This is a genomic window from Nocardiopsis sp. NPDC006938 (assembly GCF_042869555.1).
Taxonomy (GTDB): domain Bacteria; phylum Actinomycetota; class Actinomycetes; order Streptosporangiales; family Streptosporangiaceae; genus Nocardiopsis.
In genome coordinates this window covers 205643-221228 of sequence record NZ_JBIAGA010000007.1, presented here as the reverse complement: position 1 = coordinate 221228, position 15586 = coordinate 205643, and the positions used below count along the sequence as shown (strand labels likewise).

Annotated in this window: 14 protein-coding genes and 1 pseudogene; 10 read left to right on the top strand and 5 right to left on the bottom strand. The window is 73.4% G+C overall.

The window, feature by feature from the left end; genetic code table 11:
* The first annotated feature begins 116 nt into the window (after positions 1-116).
* Genes ACFYL4_RS13735 through ACFYL4_RS13705 form a run of 7 tightly spaced genes read left to right on the top strand, consistent with a single transcriptional unit; the run spans position 117 to position 7658 of the window.
* On the top strand, positions 117-1382 hold the full coding sequence (locus ACFYL4_RS13735; protein WP_387518566.1) for an ester cyclase: 1266 nt from the start codon (positions 117-119) through the stop codon (positions 1380-1382).
* A gap of 13 nt (positions 1383-1395) precedes the next feature.
* The gene (locus tag ACFYL4_RS13730; protein WP_387518565.1) at positions 1396-2904 is read left to right on the top strand and encodes a Dyp-type peroxidase; all 1509 of its coding nucleotides are present in this window, start codon (positions 1396-1398) and stop codon (positions 2902-2904) included.
* Entirely contained in the window at positions 2901-3344 is a 444-nt protein-coding gene (locus ACFYL4_RS13725) for an SRPBCC domain-containing protein (RefSeq protein ID WP_387518564.1), read from the top strand. Before ACFYL4_RS13730 ends, ACFYL4_RS13725 begins: the two co-directional genes overlap by 4 nt.
* Positions 3341-4564: an AarF/UbiB family protein gene (locus ACFYL4_RS13720; RefSeq protein ID WP_387518563.1), complete on the top strand. Its 1224-nt coding sequence runs from the start codon at positions 3341-3343 to the stop codon at positions 4562-4564. Before ACFYL4_RS13725 ends, ACFYL4_RS13720 begins: the two co-directional genes overlap by 4 nt.
* A 31-nt stretch (positions 4565-4595) precedes the next feature.
* Entirely contained in the window at positions 4596-5975 is a 1380-nt protein-coding gene (locus ACFYL4_RS13715; RefSeq protein ID WP_387518562.1) for a KR domain-containing protein, read from the top strand.
* Positions 5976-6010: 35 nt separating this feature from the next.
* Positions 6011-6838, top strand: coding sequence for an SRPBCC domain-containing protein (locus tag ACFYL4_RS13710; protein ID WP_387518561.1), 828 nt, complete (start codon positions 6011-6013; stop codon positions 6836-6838).
* Complete coding sequence (locus ACFYL4_RS13705; protein ID WP_387518560.1) at positions 6828-7658, top strand: helix-turn-helix transcriptional regulator; 831 nt, start codon at positions 6828-6830, stop codon at positions 7656-7658. The genes ACFYL4_RS13710 and ACFYL4_RS13705 overlap by 11 nt, the downstream gene beginning before the upstream one ends.
* Before the next feature lie 55 nt (positions 7659-7713).
* On the opposite strand, the gene ACFYL4_RS13700 is transcribed toward ACFYL4_RS13705, so the two are convergent.
* The 4 genes from ACFYL4_RS13700 to ACFYL4_RS13685 all read right to left on the bottom strand — a co-directional run bounded on the left by ACFYL4_RS13700 (position 7714) and on the right by ACFYL4_RS13685 (position 12133).
* Positions 7714-8967 (bottom strand): AarF/UbiB family protein, encoded by a 1254-nt coding sequence (locus tag ACFYL4_RS13700; RefSeq protein ID WP_387518559.1) that lies wholly within the window; start codon positions 8965-8967, stop codon positions 7714-7716.
* Positions 8955-10049, bottom strand: a complete 1095-nt coding sequence (locus ACFYL4_RS13695; RefSeq protein WP_387518558.1) for an SRPBCC domain-containing protein — start codon at positions 10047-10049, stop codon at positions 8955-8957. The genes ACFYL4_RS13700 and ACFYL4_RS13695 overlap by 13 nt, the downstream gene beginning before the upstream one ends.
* A gap of 83 nt (positions 10050-10132) precedes the next feature.
* Positions 10133-10768 carry a DUF6073 family protein gene (locus ACFYL4_RS13690; RefSeq protein WP_387518557.1) on the bottom strand — a complete coding sequence of 212 codons (636 nt, stop codon included), beginning with the start codon at positions 10766-10768 and terminating at the stop codon, positions 10133-10135.
* A gap of 57 nt (positions 10769-10825) precedes the next feature.
* The gene (locus ACFYL4_RS13685; RefSeq protein ID WP_387518556.1) at positions 10826-12133 is read right to left on the bottom strand and encodes a HEAT repeat domain-containing protein; all 1308 of its coding nucleotides are present in this window, start codon (positions 12131-12133) and stop codon (positions 10826-10828) included.
* A 585-nt stretch (positions 12134-12718) separates the two neighbouring features.
* Here ACFYL4_RS13685 and ACFYL4_RS13680 point away from each other — a divergent pair.
* From ACFYL4_RS13680 to ACFYL4_RS13670, 3 genes are read left to right on the top strand one after another with little or no spacing between them, the layout of a single operon-like run.
* Positions 12719-13546 (top strand): helix-turn-helix domain-containing protein, encoded by an 828-nt coding sequence (locus ACFYL4_RS13680; RefSeq protein WP_387518555.1) that lies wholly within the window; start codon positions 12719-12721, stop codon positions 13544-13546.
* Entirely contained in the window at positions 13543-14499 is a 957-nt protein-coding gene (locus ACFYL4_RS13675) for a DUF1702 family protein (RefSeq protein ID WP_387518554.1), read from the top strand. Before ACFYL4_RS13680 ends, ACFYL4_RS13675 begins: the two co-directional genes overlap by 4 nt.
* The gene (locus ACFYL4_RS13670; RefSeq protein WP_387518553.1) at positions 14496-15197 is read left to right on the top strand and encodes a TetR/AcrR family transcriptional regulator; all 702 of its coding nucleotides are present in this window, start codon (positions 14496-14498) and stop codon (positions 15195-15197) included. Before ACFYL4_RS13675 ends, ACFYL4_RS13670 begins: the two co-directional genes overlap by 4 nt.
* A gap of 38 nt (positions 15198-15235) precedes the next feature.
* Here the strand turns inward: ACFYL4_RS13670 and ACFYL4_RS13665 are convergent.
* A pseudogene (locus ACFYL4_RS13665) lies at positions 15236-15562 on the bottom strand (flavin reductase family protein); the annotation flags it as partial.
* Positions 15563-15586 lie beyond the last annotated feature (24 nt).

The window sequence follows — 15586 nt, the reverse complement described above, 5'->3', positions numbered from 1 at the left end:
TGGTGTTTTCCCCGTGCCCGCCAGCCAGCAAGCCGCGAGAAGGAATGGAACCGGGGGCGGCCGTAATGTCGAGAAGAATCCCATCCCGTCACGAAGCGGACGGGGAAAGGAGAACCATGAGCGAGTCGAGCAGACCCGAAGTGGTCAACGGCATCCGCCGGTGGGTGCAGGAGGTCTTCAACGAGCACCGGGTGGACCAGGTCCAGACGTTGAAGGTGGCCGATTACGTCGACTGGAATCCGTATCCGGGGCAGGACGTCGCGCTCCACGGATTCAAGAACGTCCTGGAGGAGTTCTTCGCGTCGTTCCCGGACTTCCGTTACGACGTGGACGAGGAACTGTTCGAGGGCGACAGCGTGGTGTGCGTCGGCAAGTGGTACGGCACCATGCAGAACGATTTCATGGGGCTGCCCGCCTCCGGTGAGCTCATCACCGCCCGCCGCACCGACGCGGTGCGGTTCCACGGCGACAAGATGACCGAGCGCTGGGGGGTGGGCAACGAACTCCGGATGCTGCGTTTCCTCGGGGTCGCCCGCACCGACGCCGAGGTGGAGGCCGCCGACTCCTTCGAGGACGCGGTCCGCCTCTACGCCGACCGGGTCCTGGGCGGGTTCGACCTGGCCGCCCTGGACGAGCTGGTGGACGTGGACGCGGTCTCGGACGCGGCCGGGTCGCTGGTGCACCTGTGCGTGGTGGGCGCCCTGGACGACCTGTCGGTGACCGTGCGCGAGACCGTCGTGGAGGGCGGCTCCGCCCGGGTCCACGCCACGGTCGGCGGCCGCTTCGCGCGGGCCCTGTGGCGCACCGAACCCACCGGGGCCGAGGTGGCCTTTCCGCTGACCCTGACCCTGGAGGGTGAGGGGGCGCGGATCACCTCGGTGTCCGCTGACTACGACCTGGCCGAGATGGCCCGGGTCCTGGGTGCGGCCGCCGACGCCCCCCGGACGCAGGAGACCACTCCCACCGGGACGCCCGGCGACGGCAGGTTCGTCCTGCGGGCCTTCGTCCAGGAGGTCCTCAACGGACGCGACGTGTCGGCGATCGCCCGGCTCGTCGCCCCCGGCGCCACCGACCTGCACCAGGAGACCGTCACCATGGCGGCGTTCCTGCACGCCTTCCCCGACTACCGGTTCAACATCGAACGCGTGGTCACCGACGGCTCCCGGGTGTCGCTGCTCGCCGCCTTCGCCGGGACGCACCGGCGCCCGCTGCTGGGCCACGAGGCGACCGGGACCGGAGCCATCACGCGCTCCATCGACGTGTTCACCGTGGAGGAGGGACGGCTGTCGGAGATCATCTACGGCTTCGACATCTACTCGCTGCTGACCCGGCTGGACATCTTCCCCGAGAAGGGCCGCTACCCGGGCACCGCCGCGAACTGACCACGGGACACACGTGAGCACGAACCCCACGGGTGACCGGACGGACCGGGAACCGGTCCTGGACCTGCACCAGATCCAGGGCAACATCCTGGTTCCGTTCGGCACCCCGTTCCAGTCCTTCCTCTACCTGGCCCTGGACCGGGCGCACGCCTCGGCGTGGGTCGCACGGACGCTCCCCGAGATCACCTCGACGCGGTCGCTGATCGACGCCCACCGCGCGGGCGGCCCGCGCGCCGCGGTCGGGCTGTCCCTGTCGGCCTCCGGCCTACGGGCGCTCGGCGCTCGCCCGGACGCGCTGCTCGACGTCCCCTTCCAGGACGGGCTGGCCGCACGCTCCACCCTGCTCGGCGACCCGCACGACCCCGACGACCCGGGGACGGCGCGTCACTGGCCCACGGGCGGACCGGACACGACGGCGGACGCGCTGCTGGTCGTGGGAGCGGACACGGCCGAGGCCGTCGGCGCCCTCACCGGTCGGCTGCTGTCCGGCCCGGGCGCGCCCCGGCTCCTGCACCACGACCGCTGCGCGACGCGGCCCGGTCCCGACGGCGACCGCGAGCACTTCGGGTACCGAGACCCGGTCTCCCAGCCCGCCGTGCGCGGGGTGGCGGCCGACACGGGAGAACCCCTGTGCCCGGTGTCGGACCCGGCCAGGCCGGACGAGGCACTCCCCGGCCAAATGCGGCTCTGGCCCGGCGAGTTCGTGTTCGGGCACCCCGGGCAGGACCCGGTGGCGTTCGCGCCACCCGGACCGGTGGCCTCCGGCGGCCCCGGCTGGACCGACAACGGGTCGCTGCTGGTGGTGCGCCGGTACCGCCAGGACGTGGCCGGGTTCCTGAAGTTCGCCGCTCGGACCAGCGCCGAACTGGAGCGACGGGGGTTCCCGGGGTGGTCCCCGGACGCGGTGTCGGCCCGTCTGTTCGGACGGTGGCGCGACGGCACCCCGCTGAGCGTGAGCCCCAAGGGGCCGGACCCGTCGGTCAGCGCCTGCCCGTCGGCCGTCAACGACTTCGGGTTCACTCCGCTGCGCGGTCCGGTGGACGACACCGCCGGGCACCGCGTCCCCGTCGGCGCGCACATCCGCAAGGCCTACCCCCGCGACCACGCGACCGACCTGGAGACCCTGGCGGGTATCGAGACCCACCGCCTGATGCGCCGGGGCGTGCCCTACACCGGCGCGGACGGCGAGACCGGGATGGCCTTCGCCTGCTACCAGACCTCGATCGAGCGCCAGTTCGAGTTCGTGGTGCGCTCCTGGCTCAACAACCCCTACCAGCAGCACGAGGGCGACAACCACGACCCGGTCGTGGGCCGCCCGCACCGCCCCGTGGGCGACGCCGTCCCCCGGGAGTTCGTGTTCCGTGTCCCCTCCGACGACCCGGAGGGGACCGCGGTCCGGATACCGATGCCCCGGCACTTCACCGTCCCCCGGGGCGGCGGCTACTTCCTGACCCCCTCGCTGTCGGCCCTGGAGACCCTCTCCGCGCCGTCCCCGCACCGACCCCTGGGAGGCCCCCTGTGACCGCGACCTCGCCCGCCGTGGAGGTGGAGGCCCGCCCCGACGCGCGCCGCATCGTCCTGACCCTGCCGCTGGACGCCCCGAGACCGCGCGTGTGGGCCGCGCTGACCGAGCACGCCTGCGTGAGCCGCTGGCTGACACCGGTCGTGCCGGACCCCGACGCGGACCACCGCCACCTGCTCACCTTCGAGCACGAGGGGGTCACACACACCAAGGCCCTGGCCGTGACCGTCTGCGAACGGGAGGAGCGCCTGGCAGGCACCCTGCACGACCCGGGCTTCCCCGACTCCTCCCTGGAGGCGCGGATCGACGGCGCGCGGCTGGTCCTGACCCACGACGAGGTGCCGGAGGAGCTGTTCGCGGGCTATGAGGCGGGGTGGGCGTACTACCTGGGCAACCTGCACGCCCTGCTGACCGACCCCGCCCCCGGGGAGCGCCGGTGATCCGCACCGGTGCCCGTGTGGCGGTGATCGCGGTCCGCGCGGTGGCGGCCGGCTGCCGCGTCCTCCCCCACGCGGTGCGGTGGTACCGGTCCCCCCGCGCCCCGGGGCGCGCCCCCGAACACGTGGGCGGCGCCGTCGCCGACCTGTGTGCCGGTCTGGGACCGGCGTTCGTCAAGCTGGGCCAGCTGGTCTCGACCCGTGAGGACCTCCTGCACCGGGAGACCTGCCGGGTGATGCGCGAGCGGCTCGCTCTGGGCCACGGGCTCGGCCGCGGCGGCACGACCGACGCCTCGGCCGCCCGCCGCGCGGGGAGCATCGCGGTCGTGGAGCGGCGGTCCGGACCCGACGGCGACGTGGCGGTCAAGACCTGTCATCCGCGCGTGCGCGAGCGCCTGGAGGCCGACCTGGACGTCGTGGAGGCCGCCGCCCGCCTGGTGGCGCGACTGCCCGTGTGCCGTGGCGTACCGGTGGTCGGGCTGGCGGTCGACTTCTGCGCGGTCGTGCGCCGCCAGACCGACCTGGGCGCGGAGCGCGCGGCCCTGGAACGGTTCGCCGTCCTGGAGGACCGCCATCCGGTGGTCTTCCCCCGCCCCCTGGGCGACCCCGCCGACCAGGGCCGCGACACCCTGGTCATGGAGTGGCTCCCCGGCCAGGAGGAGGCGGCGGACCACCATCCGGGCGCCCGGGGAGGCCGCCTGCTGCTCACCCTGGTGTTCGAGATGCTCTTCACCGCCGGGGAGGTCCACTGCGACCTGCACCCCGGCAACTGGTGGTTCCTGGCCGACGGACGCCTGGCGGTCGTGGACGGCGGGTTCACCTACAGCCTCGACCAGAAGACGCAGGAGCACTTCACCGAGTTCTTCCTGGGCATGGCCGCGGGCAACTCCGAGGTGTGCGCCGACCACGCGCTGGCGGTGAGCATGAACCCGGTCTCGGCCGAGGACGAGAGGGGGTTCCGGCGGGAGCTGGACCGGCTCATCAGCGACGTGCACGGCATGACGGCGGGCTCGTTCAGCCTCGCCGCGTTCATCGCGGACTTCTTCCTCATCCAGCGCCGGTACAACGCGTACTCCCAGACCTCGTTCGTGTTCCCCCTGGTGGCGCTCCTGGCCGTGGAGGGCCAGGTCAAGCAGGTCTGCCCGGAACTCAACTTCCAGGCGGTCGCCCATCCGGTCATCCTCCGGGGACTGTTGGCCCGCAACCGCAAACCCACCTGGTGACCCACGCCCGCATACCACGGAGTGATCCACAGTGCCCCCACCCGCGATCCCGGTGACCTCGGGAGGCGTCTCGCACCCCGCCGACCTGGTCTTCCACGACGCCTGCGGGCCTCCGTCCGGCACGGGTCCGCGTCCCGTGCGCGCCTCCTTCGACACCGGCCCCGGCCGGGTGCGGGTGCGTACCGGGGGCCGGTGGTCGCCGGGGGACGGCGCTCGGCTGCTCGCGGCGATCCGGGCGGCGCGGCGGGACCGCCGTCCCCTGGAGGTCGTCGAGCACGGCATCCCGATCTCCGGGGTGCTGGCGGCGGCCGCCGCCGAGTCCCCGCGCCTGCGCGTGCGCGTGCGGTCCGTGAGCGGCGGTCCCGGAGCCGGGGCCGCGCACGGCCCGGTCGACGCCGGGTCCTGGGAGCACGTCCCGGACCTGCGGTGGCACCCGTTGCCGCCGGGCCCGGTGGTGGTCACCGGGGGGCTGGGCGGGATCGGCCTGCGGCTGGCCGCGGAGTTCGCGGTGCTGGGCCACCCGGTCGCGCTCGTCGACCGGACGGCCGAGCACGAGCTGGGTCCCGAGCGCCGCCTCGCCTTGGAGCGGGTGCGCTCCCTGGCCCCCACCATCGTCGTCGTGGCCGATCTGGACCGGGCCGACCCCGCCGACCTGGCGGGGCGGCTGCCCGACCGGCCGCGCTACCTGGTGCACGCCGCCGGGGAACTGGCGCTGGGACGGCTGGATCGGGCCACGGGGACCGCGCTGGACCGCGCCGCGGCGGGGCGCGGCGGCCAGCTGGTCCGGCTGGTGGAGGTGCTGGGCCGGGGGCCGCTGGCGGCCGTGCTGGTCCTGGGGTCGTCGGAGAGCCGTGCCAGCCACACCGGTTTCGGCGCCTACGGCCTCTCGCACGCCTGTACCCGGGCGGCCGTGCGGGACCTGGCGTCCCGGTTCCCCCGAACCCGGTTCACCGTGGCGGAGTGGACCCTGTGGAGCGAGGTCGGTATGGCGGCCGCGACGGCGGGACCCGGGCTGAGGGCCGCCGGTTTCGCGACCGTCTCCCCCGCCTGGGGCGTACGCGCCGCCGTACGCCTGCTCGGTCAGCCCGTGCCCGAAGGCGAGCGGGGGCGGGCCCGGGTGTTCGCGCTGGGCGGCCCCCGGTTGGACGCGCGCTTCGACGCCGTGTCGGTGGTCGGCGGGGTGGGCGGCGCGGCGATGCTGGGCCCGCGGTCCCCGGAACGCTCCCTGTCCCGTCTGGTGCGGGGGTGTCTGCCGGGGCTGCGCGAGGTCGACCTGGACCCGCCGCGTCCGCGTTCACGGACCCCGAGGGCCCTGCGCGCCCTGGTCGGACCGCGCGGGCTGCGGCTGTGGTCGTCTGCGGTCGCGGACTGGCGGCCGGACGGGGAGTACGAGGCGCTGCTCCCTTTCTGAGGGACCCGCACCCGCGAGGAGGCAGGAGGCTGAGGGTGGAACCGATCCGACGCGCGATACCGCTGCCAGCGGCGGCGGAGCAGGTGTGGACGGCGATCACCGCGCCGTCCCAGGTGGGCCGGTGGCTGGGCGGGCTGGACGAGGACGGCACCCCCGGGGTGCGGCACGCGTGGATCTTGGCGACCGACGCCGTGGAGCACGTGCGCCTGTGGGTGGAGCACGTGGACCCGGGCCGCGCGCTGACCCTGCGCTGGTCGGAGTTCGGGGTGGAGCCGCCCAGCCGGGTCCACCTGACCGTGGAACCGGGGCCGGTCGGCGCGGTGCTGCGGGTACGGGAGAGCTTCCCCTGGCCCCGGTCGGTGCCGAGGGTGAGCCGCGAGGTGTTCTGGGACGACTGTGCGGAGCGCCTGCGCCGCCACCTGGACCCGGCGGCCACCGTCCCGCAGGGGGTGCGCGCGATCGAGCTCGACGTGCGCGTTCCGTCCTCGTCCTGGCTCCCGCTGCACCGGGGCAACGTGTTCCTGTGGCTGCCGGTGAGCGGGCCCGGGTACCCGCCCACCTCGTTCTACGTGGTCGACGAGGCGGGACCGTGGCGGTTCCCGATCCGCCGGGTGGAGGACTACTTCGACGAACGTCTGACCCTGTCCGTGGACGTGGGTGCCGGGCTGACCCGCGCGGTCGTGCGCACCCGCCACGACGGAACCGGTGTGGTGCTGTCGGTCCGGCACACGCACTGGCCCGCAGAGGCGGGCCTGCGGGGTAAAATGACCCGATTGCGCGACGTGTTCGAGATCACCTGGCGCGAGAGCCTGGCCCGGGCCGTGAGCGCGGCCGGTGGCGAGGGAGGACCCCGTGTCCGTTGACCAGACGACCGCACGGCCGACCGCCCAGGGGCTGTCGGCGCAGCGCGAGACCGTGTTGCTCACGGTCGCGGCGATCCGCGAGGACCTGGCCGCACCGCACCTGCTGGCCGACATGGCCGCCTCGGGCTTCTACAGCCAGTTCCACTTCCACCGCTTCTTCACCCGGCACACCGGCACGACCCCCGGCCGGTTCCTGACCGCGCTGCGGATGCAGGAGGCCAAGCGGCTGCTGGCCCACACCTCGGCGACGGTCATGAGCGTGAGCGACCAGATCGGCTACCAGAGCATCGGATCGTTCACCACCCAGTTCACCCGGCTGGTGGGCACCTCGCCGGGCCGGTTCCGGGAACTGGTGGACACCCTGGCCGGGCACCGGCTGACCGACCCCGACCTCGACCGCGCCCGGAGCGCCGACCAGCGGCCGCTGGACTGCTCCCTCTCCGTCGCCGAGGGGGTCGGCTCCGACCTGACGGGCCGGGTGTCCTTCGTGGGGCTGTTCGACGCGGGCCTGCCCCAGGGAGGCCTCTCCGGGTTCGGGATCGTGCAGGGCTCCTCGGGCACGGTGACCGCCGGTGCGCCGGCGGGACCACGGCCCGGCCAGCGGGAGCTGTTCCTGATGTCGCTGCCCGCGAGCGCCGGGCTCACCGACCTGGCCGTCGGCGGGGGTGAGGGGTTGCTGGTGAGCCGGGGCCATGTGGCGGACGGGGGCGAGGGCGCGGACCTGACCCTGCGCGAGACCGGTCCGCTGGACCCCCCGGTGGTCTCCGCGGCACCCGCCCTGCACCTGCGCTCGTTCCTGGGACGCGGGCCCCGCCGCTGAGCCGCGGGCCCCGCAGGCGCGGCCCGCGACTGCGACCGGGGCGCGGGGCCCGGTCTCAGAACCCGTTCTGGATCTCCACCGTGGGCATGAGGTCGCGCAGGGTCCCCTCCACCACCAGCAGGGCCGACAGCGGGAACACGAACTCCGCGCGGGAGTGCACGCCGTGACGCGTCTGGAGCTCGAAGACCCCGTTGCCGAACTCGGCCATCGTGAACACGGTGCCGTCCCCGCTGTGCGCGGCCACGTGCGCCGCCATGTCCGAGACGAAGGCCTCCCGGCGCGCGTCGTCCACGGGTTCCAGGGCCGTCTCCACCATGATCTCGCCGCAGGTGCGCCCGTCACCGAGCGCCACCGCCCGGAAGAACCGGTCCAGGTGCGCACGGGTGGCTTCGCGGACCCGCACCGCGTACCCGGCGTCCAGCAGCACCACCGCGCCGTTGCCGTGCACGTAGAGGTTGCCCGGGTGCAGGTCGCAGTGGACGAACCCGTCCTCGAAGACCATCCGCCGCACCGCGCGCAGGGCCCGGCGCGCGGCGACCGCCTGCGCCGTGGCGGAGAAACCGCCGGGCGGCGCCTCCCCCAGTCCGGGCACGTAGTCGGTGACCAGCACGCTCGGACCGCACAGCCGGGGGCGCAGTCCGGGGATCAGCACGCCGGGCATCCCGGCCAGGTGCCCTTCCAGGGTGCGGTGGTGGTCGGCCTCGGCGGTGTAGTCGGTCTGGGCGAGGATCGCGGCGCTGACGTGGTCGACCAGGTCGGCCAGGGGACGTCCGCCGGTGCCGTCGAGGCGGACCGCGAGCGCGGCGGCGCCGCGCAGCAGCCGCAGGTCGGCGGCCATCACCCGGTCGACCCCCGGTCTGCGCAACTTCACCGCCACCTCGTCAGCGCCGTGGCGGCCCAGGTAGACGCAGCCGACCGTGCCCGACCCGAGCAGGACGTCGGTGACCTCGACCTCGGCGAGTGCGGGCACTTCGGCCCTGGCCCGGGCCAGGGCCCGCTCACGGCTCCGACGCGACATGGGGCGGGACCGGTCGTGCAGCACCGAGAGGGCGTCGGCCCACTCGGGGCCGATCATGTCGCGCCGGGCTCCGACCAGCTGCCCCGCCTTCGCGGCGGTGGGGCCCAGCGCCTGGAGACCGCCGGTCACCGCGCGGGCCAGCCCCCGGCGGGCGCCCGGGCGCCCGCCGAGGACCAGACCGATCCCGGCCCCGGCCAGGGCGGCCGCCGCCGTACCGGCCCCGACCAGGGCGACGGCGCACAGGCGGCGGGCGAGCACGGCCCGGCCCACCCGGGGGCTCAACGGCTCCACGCGTGCGGCCCCGGCCCCTCGGGACCGCCCGTCGCCGGGCCCCCGTCCCTCGGGGCCCCGGGACCGCCGCCCAGCAGCATGGCCAGTCGTTGGAAGGCGGAGGTCCAGAAGGTGACGAGTAGTGCGCGGTCCACGGGGGCGCGGTCGGGCGACCCGAACCGCTCCCAGCCGGAGTGGAACACCTGGAGGACGCTGCGGCCCAGCCCGGCCGGTTCGATCCACAGGTGGCAGGAGAGGGGCCCGGGCCACCCCGGGCGGCCGAGCTCGAACTCCAGGCGCGGCTGGAAGGAGGGGAAGCTCTGGTTGGCCTCGACGTGCTCGACCACCGTGATCCGCGCGACGCCGCTGGCGTCCCCCAGGGTGAACTCGACCTCGCCGCCCCGGTCGAGCGTCCCCGAGCTGCGGCCGAGCCAGAACTGGAGGGCGGGCACGCTCGTCAGCGCCGACCAGGCCTCGAAGGTGCTGACCGGAAGCTCGGTCTGCACGTAGGGGCCCATCCGCCGCCACGTCCAGCGCTGACGCCGACCGGTGCGCAGGTGTTCGGCGAGCTGGTCCAGGATGCCCGGCCAGCCCATCCCGTTCCAGGACCGCCAGTCCGAGGGAGGGTTGGTGGCGCGTTCCACGACGCGCACGCGCACCACGTCCCCGGGCAGTCGGGTGAGCTCCCAACGGACGGTGGTCGCCGGGCCCACTCCGACCCAGCGCCACAGGTACTCCAGGAGGGCGCTCCCCTCGTCAGGGGGTTCGGTGACGGTGGTGCGGCACCAGAAGAACTCGCCGTCCTCGAAGTCCAGGGTGCTCTCCCGGCCGGGCGCGGCCCAGAACTCGTCGGCGTCGGCCAGCCACTGGGCGACGGCGTAGGGGTCGGTGAGGGTCCGCCAGACGTCGTCGAGGCTGTGGCCGCGCACGTGGACGTCGCTGACCAGTTCCTCCCACCGCTGCTGTGAGACGGGGTGGGCCCCGCTGGACCCCAGGGGCGGGAAGTCGAGGACCTCGTGCGGAAAGGGAGGGCCGTCGGGGGGACCGTGGTCCAGGGGCGGCCGGGGGTCGGCGGTCCGGTCGGGCGCGGGCTCCACGGACATGGGCGGTGTCTCCGTTCGGTGGGGGGCGGCGGACACGCGTCTGCGGGCGGACCGGCGGGGGCCGGTCCGCCCGCGGACGGGGGTCAGGCGAAGCGCTCGGGCGGCAGGTAGCCGCCCATGTTGAACTTCAGACTGGTCAGGTAGGCCAGCGGCTGGTCCCAGGGGGTCCGGACGTCGTAGAGGGGGAGCATCCGGTAGATCTGGCCCTTGCCGGGCGCGCCCGCCGGGGGAATGGAGCGCACGTCGTCGATGGTGAGGATGACCGGCTCCCGGTTGAACAGGCGGGTGCCGAGCTTGGGGATGTCGAACATGCAGCCGACCGCCATCCGACAGGCCTTGGCCGAGGGGCCCTCGCCCGCGTAGGGGTCGAAGGGGGTGCGGATCTGCCCGGCGGAGAGGTACTCGGGGTTCAGGGTCACCGTGATGGTGCCCAGCTCCTCGGACGCGCCGGTCATGTGCATCTCGATGAGGTTCGTGTAGACCTCGGCGCCGGACCACTCCTCGTCCGTGGCCGGGGAGCGCACCACGCGGACCCAGCCGTCGAACTCGACGTCGAACTCGCCGACGCCGGGGATCGCGAAGGTGTCCCAGGAGTGCAGCCCGAGGTTGTCGATGCCGGGTTCGGGGGCCTTCCACTTGACGACGGGCGAGCCCTCGTACAGGTTCGGCACTCCGTCGGTGTCCACGGGACGGCCGAGCAGGGTCTTCTTTTCGGACATGGCTTTCTTGCCTTTCACGTGAGGGGGCTCGGGGGGTGGGGACCCTGGGGGGGTGCCTCAGACGCGGCCGGGGCGGTGGTCCGAGCAGGTGCGGCCGGGCTCGTCGGGGATGCCGTCCTGGTCGCTGTCGAGCTCACCGTCGACGGTGCTGTACACGTCGCGGGAGTTGAGGTCGATCTTGCCGTCGCCGTCCCAGTCGTTGAGCTTGCCCTTGAAGGTGCCGAGGATGAAGACGTTGGTCATCGGACCGACCTCGGGGTCGTGCAGGGTCGACAGGATGCCGTTGCCCGGGGCGAGGATCTCGGTGATGCCCTTGTCCACCATGTTCGCGACGTCGGTGTAGCCCCAGCCCTGGAAGCGGCCGCGCACGTAGCGGATGGCGGACTCGCCGCGCACCTTGATGTCGGGGTCCAGGAACCAGGTGCCAAAGCGCGCGAAGCCGATGTCGGTCTGCCGGGTGCCCTGGCTGGGGTCGGCCGCGCGGCCGGACTTGTAGAACGTGCGCGGCACGTGCGACTCGAAGTAGAAGTTGCCCCGGTCCGCGCGGGTGCGGTCGGTGAACCCGCGGAACAGGTAGTTGTCCATGTGGCGGGTGCCGTCCTCGTACAGGCCGTCGATCGTCTTGGCCATGAGGAGCTGGCGTTCGCGCGTGGCGACGTTGGGGCAGGCGTGGGCCTGGCCGTAGACGCGGGCCAGGCCGCGCGGACCGAGGGAGAGCTTTCCCCAGTGCCGGTTGGTGTCGTCCAGCCGGACGTAGAGGTCGCAGTGGATCAGCAGGTAGATGGTCTCGTCGAAGGTGCGCCCCTCGGTGAAGACCGCCTGGCGGGAGTCGAAGGCGGGGTCACCGGTCTGGAGTTCGCTGAGGAAGAGCTTGGACCACTCGGCGATCTCGGGGTCGGGGTCGTCGAGGAAGCGGGACAGGGTGCTCATGGCGTGGGGTCCGCCGAGCTTCTCGATGGCCCAGAGGGTGTCCCACCGGATCTCGCGGTCCTTCTCGGTGCGGACCACCTGTTCGAGGACCTCGAAGACGTCGGCCGGGTCACGGTCGGCGTACTCGAAGACGGCCTGTTCCCGAGCGACCGGGTCGGGGTGGTTCAGGGCGTCGCGGGCCAGTTCCTCGTCGGTCCTGGTGTCCAGGCGCACGGCGGCCTTGTTGAGCGCGTACCCGAAGTCGCTCTGCCAGGCGGCCGGGTCGCCGGCGACCAGGCGCGGGTCCATGCTCAGCGTCGTGCGGTAGGAGAAGTTGAGCGCGTCTCGCTGTTCCGTGGCCAGTTCGGTCAGCGGGGGCTGACCGGCCAGCGCCGCGCGCGCACCGGCGTCCTCGGGGTTCGGTGGCGGTTGTTTGTGCGCCAGGTCGATCGCCATCTGATCTCTCCTTAAGCGGGGTTAATCGGCACCGTGGATTATGTGTCCCAAGATAGGAGAGGACGGACCTCCAGCCCTTCTCATACATTGCGCCGAAGCTCGATAACACAGACAATGGAGATTAACAACACCACCCGGGCAACTTTTCGGCCAACTGCGGAAATGCAACCCCCTCCTCACCCTCCGCGAGAATGCATAACGCTCGGCACCCGAAGCGAAACCGCGTTCCTTCGTGTGATTTCTGAGCACTGGCGGCCCTCAAGGGACCCATGAGCCGAAACCGGCCACAGCCCAGGGAGTTCGATCACAGAAAACCCGCAGAGTAAGCGATCGATCACAGACTTCGGGAGTCGGGCCCCCTTTACCGCCTCCGACCCGGACTTCCACAACTTCCAGAAAGTTCTTTCATCCTCCGAGCCGCATAAAGAGCAATACGGGAGATGTCCGTTCCGTCCTGGATAGTCAAGATTGAGCGACGGGTCCAGTCCTTAACGAACGCGCCGACCACCCTGTGCACCCTGAAACCGGATTCCCCTGGCATCACGAGGAGTAGCATTGCGTGAATCAGTCCGTGAGGCAGTTTTGGTGATCCACAGGCGCTATTCGGAACCCATCACCCTGAACGACATCGCGGCGGAGGTTTTCGTCAGCCCCTTCCACCTGTCCCGAGTCTTCTCCCAGGAGATCGGGGTACCGCCGGGACGGTACCTGTCGGCGGTGCGCATGTTCGAGGCCAAGAGGCTCCTCGTCGCCTCGCGCATGACCGTCTGTGACATCGTCCACAGCGTGGGGTACAACAGCGTGGGCACCTTCACCAGTCGGTTCAGCCGTGCCACGGGCATGACCCCCCGCCAGTACCGGCGGCCGGAGGTCGAACGCGCCCTGGTCGCCGCCTCCGGCGGATTCAGCCGCATGCCCTCGCTCCAGGAACTCAACCGGCCGACCGCCCCGAGCGGAGGGCCCCGGACGGCCACCGGCCCCACCGGGACGCTCAGCGGCGTCGTGGACCTGCCCCGCCACCGGCCCGGAACGAACCTGGTGATCGGCCTCTACCGCGAACCCATCCCCCAGCGGGCGCCCGTCGCCCACCTGGCCCTGCCCGCCACGTCGAGCACCCGGTTCACCTTCCCTTCGGTCCCCGCCGGACCATGGACGGTGATGGCCCTGGCGATGCCCCCGGGCACCTCCGCCGACGGCGCCGACGTCCTCGTGGGCGCGCCCGTGGGACGGGTCACCGTGCACCCCCGCACCGACACCAGGACCCGGTTCACGATGCGCCGCCTGACCAGCACCGACGCCCCCATCGCCGTCACCCTGCGCACCCCTCCCCCGCCGGTGGGGCGAGGGCCCGAGCCCGCCCTGCGGGCGCACCGCCCCGCCGCCGACCCCTCACTCACCGGGAGCCGCACGTGAACCCCTCGGTCCGGGCGCTCCGCCGCCGCGTCCTCACCCCGAACACGGCGCAGACCCTGGTCAGCACGCGCGGCTTCCACCCGGGACGTCCGACCGAGCGCCACATGATCGAGACCGTCGGATCGTCCTTCCTCACCGGGTACGGGCACGCCGTGGAGACCGCCTCCCCCGTCCGGGTCGGCCCGCTGCTGGAGGAGGTCCCGGAGCGCTACCGGGGGTTCGCGTACGAGGGAGCGGCCATGGGGCTCACCGTTCTGGACGCCCTGACCCGGCGCGGCGCGCGTCTGCGGGACTTCCTCGCCGGGGCCGGGGCCCCGCACGTGTACATGGGCTACGTGGGGGCGGGCTGGGCCATGGCCCGCCTGCCCCGGCCGCTGTGGCCCGAACCCCGCGCCTTCGACCCCGTGCTGCGCTGGCTGGTGCTCGACGGCTACGGGTTCCACCAGGCCTACTTCCGCACCGGCCGGTTCGTGGCGCGACACCGCGTCGACCCCCGCCCCGCCCGTTGGAGCGGCGACCCGGGGTACGCGTCCCGCGCCGCGGACCAGGGGATCGGCCGGGCCCTGTGGTTCGTGGCCTGCGCGGACGCCGGCCGCGCGGCCGACCTGGTCGAGTCCTACCCCGCCGACCGCCGGGGCGACCTCTACGGAGGCGTGGGGCTGGCGGCGACCTACGCGGGCGGCGGCGCGGAGGGGCTGGCGTCCCTGCGCGAGCGCGCCGGGGAGCACCGGCGCTGGCTCGCCCAGGGCAGTGCCTTCGCCGCCGAGGCCAGGGTCCGCGCCGGCCTGGTGGTACCGCACGTGGGGGTGGCCACCGCCGCCCTGTGCGGCAGGACCCCCGAGGAGGCGGCCGCGCTGGCCCGGCTGACCCGCACCCGGGAGGAGGACGCCGAGGCCGGGGCGCCCGCCTACGAGACCTGGCGCGCGCGGTTGGCGGAACGGCTGACCCGGTGAGCCCCCGGCGGGTGGACCCCCGGGTGCGCCCCGCCCTGATCAGGGCGGCCGCACTGATCCTGTCCGCCGAGGGCCCGGGGGCGCTGACGACGCGGCGGGTGGCCCGCGAGGCGGGGTGCTCGACCATGGCCGTGTACACGCACTTCGACGGCATGCCCGGTCTGGTGTGCGCCATGGTCCACGAGGGGTTCGCCCGCCTCCACGCGTACTTCGCCCGGGTGGCGCCCACCCCGGACCCGGTGGCCGACCTCGCCCTGTTCGGACGGGCCTACCGTCTCAACGCCCGGGCCAACCCCCACCTGTACGCGGTGATGTTCGGCGCGGCCTCCCTGGGCGGGTTCAGCCTGTCCGAGGAGGACCGCCAGCACGGCCGGTACACGATGGTGGGAGTGATCGAGTGCGTGGGCCGCTGCGTGGCGGCGGGCCGGTTCCGGGAGGCCGACAGCGCGGTGGTCGCGCACCACATGTGGAGCGCCGTGCACGGTCTGGCCTCCCTGGAGCTGGGCGCCTACCTCGTCGAACCCTACGACGCGGACCTGTGCTTCGAGACCCAGTTGTGCGCGCTGATGGTGGGTGCCGGGGACCTCCCCGGCGCGGCCTCCCGGTCGGTCACCGCCTCGGGCGAGACGTTCCGGTCGGTCTTCTCCCCGGCGGTGTCCCGGACTCCCCGTGAGGACGTGGCGCACAACTCCCCGTGAACGAAGAGCAGCGCCTCCGTCCCGGTGCCGGGGAGCGCGGTGACCACCCGGCCCAGCAGGATCGCGTGGTCACCGCCCGGGTAGTGCCGCTCCACCTCGCACTCCAGCCAGCCCAGTGATCCGGTCAGCAGCGGCGCCCCGGTCCGGGGACCGGGCGCCCAGTCGAACCCGTCGAACTGGGCCGCCCCGTCGGGTCGCGACCCGTCCGCGAAGTGGCGGGCGGCCCCGTCCTGCCCCGCTCCCAACAGGGACACCCCGAAGGACCCCGTGCCGGACACCGCCCCGTACAGGCGGGCGTCGAGCGCGACGCAGCACAGCACCAGCGGGGGGTCGAGCGAGACCGACGTGAAGGCGTTCGCGGTCATCCCGTGCGGGGCGTCACCGCCGCA

Bases quoted from the DNA above. Each gene is read 5' to 3' on its own strand.
- ACFYL4_RS13735 (WP_387518566.1), top strand. From the start codon at position 117: ATGAGCGAGTCGAGCAGACCCGAAGTGGTCAACGGCATCCGCCGGTGG.
- ACFYL4_RS13695 (WP_387518558.1), bottom strand. From the start codon at position 10,049: ATGTCCGTGGAGCCCGCGCCCGACCGGACCGCCGACCCCCGGCCGCCC.
- ACFYL4_RS13685 (WP_387518556.1), bottom strand. From the start codon at position 12,133: ATGGCGATCGACCTGGCGCACAAACAACCGCCACCGAACCCCGAGGAC.
- ACFYL4_RS13690 (WP_387518557.1), bottom strand. From the start codon at position 10,768: ATGTCCGAAAAGAAGACCCTGCTCGGCCGTCCCGTGGACACCGACGGA.